This window comes from Methylobacterium longum, assembly GCF_022179385.1.
GTDB lineage: Bacteria > Pseudomonadota > Alphaproteobacteria > Rhizobiales > Beijerinckiaceae > Methylobacterium > Methylobacterium longum.
Map to the genome: position 1 here is coordinate 1 of NZ_BPQS01000098.1, position 6,018 is coordinate 6,018.

At 64.2% G+C, this 6,018-nt stretch carries 9 protein-coding genes; 4 read left to right on the forward strand and 5 right to left on the reverse strand.

Annotated elements, in window-relative coordinates; all coding sequences use genetic code 11:
- Positions 1–102: 102 nt before the first annotated feature.
- Positions 103–357, reverse strand: coding sequence for a hypothetical protein (locus MFF58_RS31085; RefSeq protein WP_238294106.1), 255 nt, complete (start codon positions 355–357; stop codon positions 103–105).
- Between the two features lie 110 nt (positions 358–467).
- Between MFF58_RS31085 and MFF58_RS31090 the strand changes: the two genes are divergently transcribed.
- From MFF58_RS31090 to MFF58_RS31105, 4 genes are all read left to right on the forward strand, one after another.
- On the forward strand, positions 468–1,016 hold the full coding sequence (locus MFF58_RS31090) for a hypothetical protein (RefSeq protein ID WP_238294108.1): 549 nt from the start codon (positions 468–470) through the stop codon (positions 1,014–1,016).
- Positions 1,017–1,379: 363 nt separating this feature from the next.
- Positions 1,380–2,195 carry a GntR family transcriptional regulator gene (locus tag MFF58_RS31095; RefSeq protein WP_238294110.1) on the forward strand — a complete coding sequence of 272 codons (816 nt, stop codon included), beginning with the start codon at positions 1,380–1,382 and terminating at the stop codon, positions 2,193–2,195.
- Between the two features lie 78 nt (positions 2,196–2,273).
- Positions 2,274–3,020 carry a sigma-70 family RNA polymerase sigma factor gene (locus MFF58_RS31100; protein WP_238294118.1) on the forward strand — a complete coding sequence of 249 codons (747 nt, stop codon included), beginning with the start codon at positions 2,274–2,276 and terminating at the stop codon, positions 3,018–3,020.
- Entirely contained in the window at positions 3,017–3,196 is a 180-nt protein-coding gene (locus MFF58_RS31105; protein ID WP_308445496.1) for a DUF2934 domain-containing protein, read from the forward strand. Before MFF58_RS31100 ends, MFF58_RS31105 begins: the two co-directional genes overlap by 4 nt.
- A gap of 599 nt (positions 3,197–3,795) precedes the next feature.
- Here the strand turns inward: MFF58_RS31105 and MFF58_RS31110 are convergent.
- From MFF58_RS31110 to MFF58_RS31125, 4 genes are all read right to left on the reverse strand, one after another.
- Positions 3,796–4,242, reverse strand: a complete 447-nt coding sequence (locus MFF58_RS31110; protein ID WP_238294112.1) for a DUF421 domain-containing protein — start codon at positions 4,240–4,242, stop codon at positions 3,796–3,798.
- A gap of 30 nt (positions 4,243–4,272) precedes the next feature.
- Entirely contained in the window at positions 4,273–4,776 is a 504-nt protein-coding gene (locus MFF58_RS31115) for a hypothetical protein (RefSeq protein ID WP_238294114.1), read from the reverse strand.
- 180 nt (positions 4,777–4,956) lie between these two features.
- The gene (locus MFF58_RS31120; protein ID WP_238294116.1) at positions 4,957–5,169 is read right to left on the reverse strand and encodes a hypothetical protein; all 213 of its coding nucleotides are present in this window, start codon (positions 5,167–5,169) and stop codon (positions 4,957–4,959) included.
- Between the two features lie 675 nt (positions 5,170–5,844).
- On the reverse strand, positions 5,845–6,018 hold a 174-nt coding region (locus MFF58_RS31125), incomplete at its 5' end, for an IS3 family transposase (RefSeq protein ID WP_238291475.1).

Consider the following 6,018-nt stretch of genomic DNA (forward strand, 5'->3'; position numbering starts at 1 on the left):
GCTGCGGCCCCGCAGAGCCGGTTGAGCGGTCGCATACAGGTTTCCTCCAATTGATTGGTTTAGCCTGTCGTACAATCGCAAAGGGACAGAGTTGTTCGTCAGCTACTCCCGAGCGAGCTTCGGCTCGGGCTTAGCAGCTCGTGTCAGGCTCTGGATCGCTCGTGGCGGCCGACCCACTTTCTGAGCGATCTCGGCCTCCTGCTGCTCGACGAGTTCGCGGGCCGGCTGATCGCTGTCCAAGCCGCCGAGGATCTCCATAGGCACGCGCCGGTTCGAAGCACGACTGCCGTCCTCGAACACGACGTCGAACAGGATGAAGCCTCGGTCCTGAGGCAGTTGCTTCACGCGTTTGGCCATGCGGGGCCGATACCGCCGTAAGCTTGGCGGCGCTATAACGACGGACGCGATTGACGGCGCAACCACGTGGGAGGAGGCTCAGTACGGGGGCGGCTACGGAGTTAGCCACCATGAGCGACTTCAGTCACATCCTGAACTGGAAGCTTCTCTCCGGCTCGCACAAGTTTCCTGGTCCTGACGGCGGCACCTGCATCAACGAAGCGGCAGTCTTGGCGTGCGGCTTCCCCTATCAGCGTGTCAGTTCGGTCAACGCGATGCCGGCCTGCTTCTCGCGCCCAATCTGTAGGCTCGCGATGCAGCTCAACGACAATGCGACGGATGCGCAGCGTCAGCACCTGATGCCGTTCGTGACGCGCCTGGCTTGTGCGGACACGGACGAAGTCGAGCACGAGCGGGAGCGCTATATCGATGCGTGCCTCACCAGCGACAATTTATTCTCACCCGCACTGTGCTTGTTCGACTTTCAGGACGGTCTTTCGGCTCTGGAAGGCGCGCTCGCCATCGGGCGGCAAGCCGATCTGCTCGGCATGGAGGAGGCGGTAGGCCGGCTGGATGCTGTCCGCGCTTCAGCTAAATCGGCGAAGAAGCGCTCTGGCTCTTTGCCTGCGAAGGTGAAGGGATGGCTGGGCCTATCGCAGGCGCTCGAAAGCGCTGAGTGAAGGCCTTGTCAGAGGCCGCAAGAGCGATTGCCTGCGCACGTCCGGCGGCGGCGTAGACGCGCCGCCGCGCCTCAACGTTGACTTAACCGTGCCGCCCAGCCGACATGGACCGTTCCGGCTGCACCCGCCCTGGCGAGTCGTGGCCGCCATTCAGGAGAGCAGTCGCCGCGAGATAGACCCTGAAAAGCCAACAGCCCCTTCCCGGCAAGGAAGAGGCTGCTGAAAATTCCGAGGGCTTGTGAGGGCCGAGTCGCTTCCCCTCACAAGCCATAGCTCCCACCCGGGAGTCAAGACGGAACCTGTTTCCGTCAACGGGAAGGCTTTGCCTGGACCCTAGCCGCGGCCCGTGAGGGACCGGGTTCGATGAACTATGCCGATGAGATCCGCCGACAGGTTGAGGCGGCTCCGCGCGCCGCGCTGCCCGCCGTCACGGCTGCGCTCTGGCGCGCCTACGGGGATGGGAAGGTCACAGAGGCCGAGGCCGAGGCGCTGTCCGGGCTGATCGAGGCGCGCACGGACGCACCCGCGACTCGGCGGCTCTCTCTGGCTGCACCGGCCAGTTCTAACCCAAGCGGTATCTCTCCTGCTCAGGATCGCGCAGCATCACCCAGGAGGGCTGTTGGCTCGCGCCCGCGCACGGATGCCTCGATGGAGCGCCGTCGCCGCTGGGCCGCCTCGGGGCGGCTGCCACCGGGGCTCGCGGCCCGGTTCACGCTGGCCGAGCATGCGGTCCTCGCCCTCGTGGCCGCCGAGACCGTGCGCCGCAAGGATTGCCGGCTCGCCGTCGGCCATCTCGCGGCGATCGTAGGCGTGGCCGAGACCACCGTGCGCAACGCCATCCGCGAGGCCGTGAAGCTCGGGCTCGTGACCGTCGAGGAGCGGCGTGTGACCGGCTTCCGCAACGACACGAACGTGGTGCGGGTGGTCAGCCTCGAGTGGCAGGCATGGCTGCGACTGGCACGGCAAGAGGCCCGCGGCGGGAGAGATGGAAAGCCCGTCGGCATGGTCCAGGGGGGAGGGTGCAAATCCGCGAACCGCACGCCTACTGAAGTTCTAGATCTGGGGAAAACGAGGCCAGCGGAACCCAAGAAGGGCTGCCGGAGGGCAGCGGGCGACCTCGACCGATCAGAGCAAATGAGAATTCGCGCGGTTGGTCGCACTGGCCGAGCTATGCCCTGAGTGTATGTGGGCGGCCGGTTTACCGAACGAACGGACCTGACTGATGCTGCGCAGTTCGAGGTGGCTTCCACGATGAGCATGGAGGCGGAGGAGCTTCCGGACCGTACCGACGCGGTGCCGAGCCAATCCAGGTCAGGTCTCACGGACGAGATCCAGAGGCATCTTGGCAGCCTGCTGGCAGCCGCCTACGCGCAGAACGAGGCCGAGCTGAGCGTCACAGACCGCTTTGCCGATCTGCTGGTCAAGCTCGATGCCGCTCTCGGAGAAGCGGTCAGCCGCGACGATGCCGCGTTCAAGAAGCTCCTCGTCACCATAGTCCCGGTCCTGCGCCGCTTCGCCGTATCGCTCGCCCGCGATCCAACGACGGCCGACGATCTTGTCCAGGATACCCTCTTCCGGGCTTGGCGCGTCCGAGCCCGCTTTGAGCCGGGCACGAACTTCGAGGCCTGGACCTTCACGATCCTGCGCAACGCCTTCTACAGCGGCCACCGTAGGTCGCGCGAGGTGCAGGATGAGGATGGCAGCTACACCGCCCGGCTCGCCACCCCGCCCGATCAAACTGGCCACCTCGACCTCCAGGACGTGCGCGCGGCCCTGGACCGGCTCGCGCCGACGATGCGGGAGGCCCTGGTCCTCGTGGCGATCGAAAACCTAACCTACGAGGAAGCCGCCGCGGTCATGAACTGCCAGATTGGCACCGTGAAGAGCCGCGTCTGGCGAGCCCGCGAGCAGCTCGCGCGAATGCTCGGCTACACCGGCGCCGATGTCGGGAGTGACGGTGTGATGCTTTCAGCGCTCAGCGGATCGGGCGGGACTGGCGAGTGAGCCCGGATCCCAATGCGGATGATCGGGCCGAACCTGTACTGTCGATCGAGGAGATCCGGGAGCGTGCCTACGACCTCTGGGACCGAAACCACCGCCCTGACGGCTACGAGCTGGAGTTCTGGCTCATGGGCGAGCGCGAGTTGCGGGCGGAGCAGAGGGCCAAGCTTGACCACTAGGCTTGAAGTCTGGTGGAAATCGGAAGCTTTTCAGGGCTCGTTGGTAGCGCTGTTACCCGACCAAACCACGGCGCCAAGCCCATCATCCTCAATGATCTGTGCGGCATCGGCCCCGTTCCGGATCATCTCGTGTCTCGCCGTCTGGATGGCGCTGAGGAGGGAGGTCTGCGATGAGGTCCAACCGACAGCAAAGCTCCCGCTGTAGTAGACCGTCCGCAAGGTAGTCGACAGCGTGGGGGGATTGGGATCGGCACTCGGATTTGACAGTGTGAGCGAGTCGCCCGCCCATCGACGAACTCGCTTGATCGCGCGTTTAGAAAGTTCGGAGGCACCTTGGTACTCCGCCTCCGCCTCTAAATCGCAAAGTAGGCGAAAAACAACTTCAGGTGTGATGAAGGGCGACGCTGGCAACTCAGCCGCGAGAAGCGTGATCAGCCTGTGCACGAACGGACAAGGTGGCGACCGTACTGGTTGAGGCATGAGGATCTCCTGCCAGGAGGATCGACCCTCAGACCCCGTACAAGATAGCGCTACAACCACTGTTAGTTTCCGACAGCATACCTCTGTCGCTCAGAAGCGCTTGTAGGGACTTCGACCCGTCAGTGCCCTCTCTTCGGCACGAGAGTGATGGCACCGCTATGCTCGACGATGGCCGATTGCACGTCATCGATTCGAGATATGCCCTGCTGACGCATCTCGGCCATCACGTCACGCGGATCGACGCGCATGCGCCGCATGGCGATCCGGTCCCAGTTGCCGTTCGAGAAAACCACCACCGGGTTGCCCTCTGTGATCATGCCGATCACCGGCCAGACTCGTTTCAGGTGAGACAACAGAGTGTGCAAGCCGGCCAGCGTGCAGGCGGCCAAGAGGGCGCCGGTGATCGAGCGATCGTCGCCGAGGATGGGAGGTGTGGCAATCCCGCCGAAGAAGAAGATCACCACCATGTCGAGCGGTGTAGCCGAGCGCATGATCCGTCGCGTGGTGATCCGTAGCAGGATCAGAACGACCAGGTACATCAGCGCGGTACGCAGGACGATGCCCATGTGGGATAGGTCCTCCGGGACGAAAGGCGTTTAGGGGTAGACGAACAGCGGCAGCGCCAACCGCTCGCCGTTGGCGGTCAGCACCATATCGACCGGACCCGGCTGGCGGAGAGAGAGCTTCAGCATGACGTGCCCGGCGTGATCAGGGCCGAGACGGAAACGGTAAGTCACGCCCTGTGCGGTTGTGCTCACGTCGGCGGCGCCGGGCTGCGTGCTGCCGATCGAGCCTCGATCGAGTAGTTCGGATCCGACGCTGAGTTCGAGCGCCTCCCCCGGCAAGCGTCCGGTGATGGCCAGTGTCAGATCGGACGGGGCGTTGGCGCGCAGCAGTCGCTGGTAGGTGATTGATAGCGGCACGCTTGGGAAGGCCCGTGTTGTGGTCGAGAGCCAGCCATCACCGAACACTCCGAGCAGACCAGCGCAGACGATGATACCGATCAGCCACTGGAGGACGAGTTGCACTCGGCTCCAGACGACCTCGAAGCTCTGGTTGGCCTCGACCTCGATGTCGCTGGCTTCGGGATCGCTGACCATCGGCTCTGCGTGTCTTGCCTCTCCACGGCAACACCGCACGGCAGTGGATGTCACGCGAAGGGCGCTCTTTGCTCGTACCAAACCGATGGTTCGGCACCAGGCCTACCACTCGCTGGTCGCGCGAGGGTCGGTACGGCGCGGCAGGCGAACTGAGCACCGCAGGGCGCCGGCTCATGACCTCTACAGGTGATGCGAGGCGATCCAGCTGGGCGCCAGGACGTCGCCGGCGTCCGTGATGATCCAGGGCCGCGTGTCGCCAGTGTCCATCGCCTTGCGTGCGGCCGCCAGCGCCTCGCGCAAGGTCGGGAAGGGGCAGCCCGGCGCGGTATGGGCCGGGTTGTCCTCGGACCAGAGGGTGAGTTCAGCGGGCTTGTTGAGGTCGGACAGCGTCATGAGTGTGCGCTCTGCTCGGTGAGAGCGAGGCCTGTGTTGAGGATGATAAGAGGGTAGGGCGAGCCGGGGGTGTTAGCGCGCCAAGGCAGTGTCGCGGCTGTGCGTGCGGCTTAACTCATGTAAGCAACTGCACTCCAACCTCAAGCCGCCATAGGCTCCGTCCGTGCAATTAAGCACCCGGATAAGGACCGCCGAACAGGTCTCCGAGCGCCTTCCGGCGGAACAGCGTGCGCCAGCGCCTACGCTGATGCTCAGGCCGATGGTGGATCATATGACATCGCTGGCAGAGACAGAAGGCGCGTAGAAACCGAATTGTCAGCCGTGCCAGGCGCGCGATGGTCTTGCCGCGCTCCACACAGATCTCTGACGTCTGCGTCTCCACGTTCCAAAAGCCAGAGACCACATGGCGGAACGGACACGCTTGGCGCTTCCTGCCGTTCCGCTAGGGCAGGCCCTATTGGGACGCGTCTTTGGGCGGGGCGCGTAGATCTGCATGGCAGGCAGCGAACGCCTCTAGATGCAGCCCGCCATACGCTTGGCTCCGAACATGATGAAGCCGCCCTGGTTGCTCCACCGATAGAGGAGCAGATCATGGCCAACGAGCGCGACAGGAACACTGCCGAGGATCAGGGGCTGGCAAATATGAGCGTCAACACAAACTGGACTTGCCTCAGTTCAGTGGAGAGCGGTTTGGTGGGCGATGCCCCTCTCGAACTGGGTGGGGCTTGTGAAGCCCAACGCCGAGTGACGGCGGCAGGGATTGTAGAAGCCATCGATGTAACGGGCCAGCGCGGCGATGGCCTCGGCTCGCGTCTGGAACGCGGTGCGCCAGACCAACTCGCTCTTCAG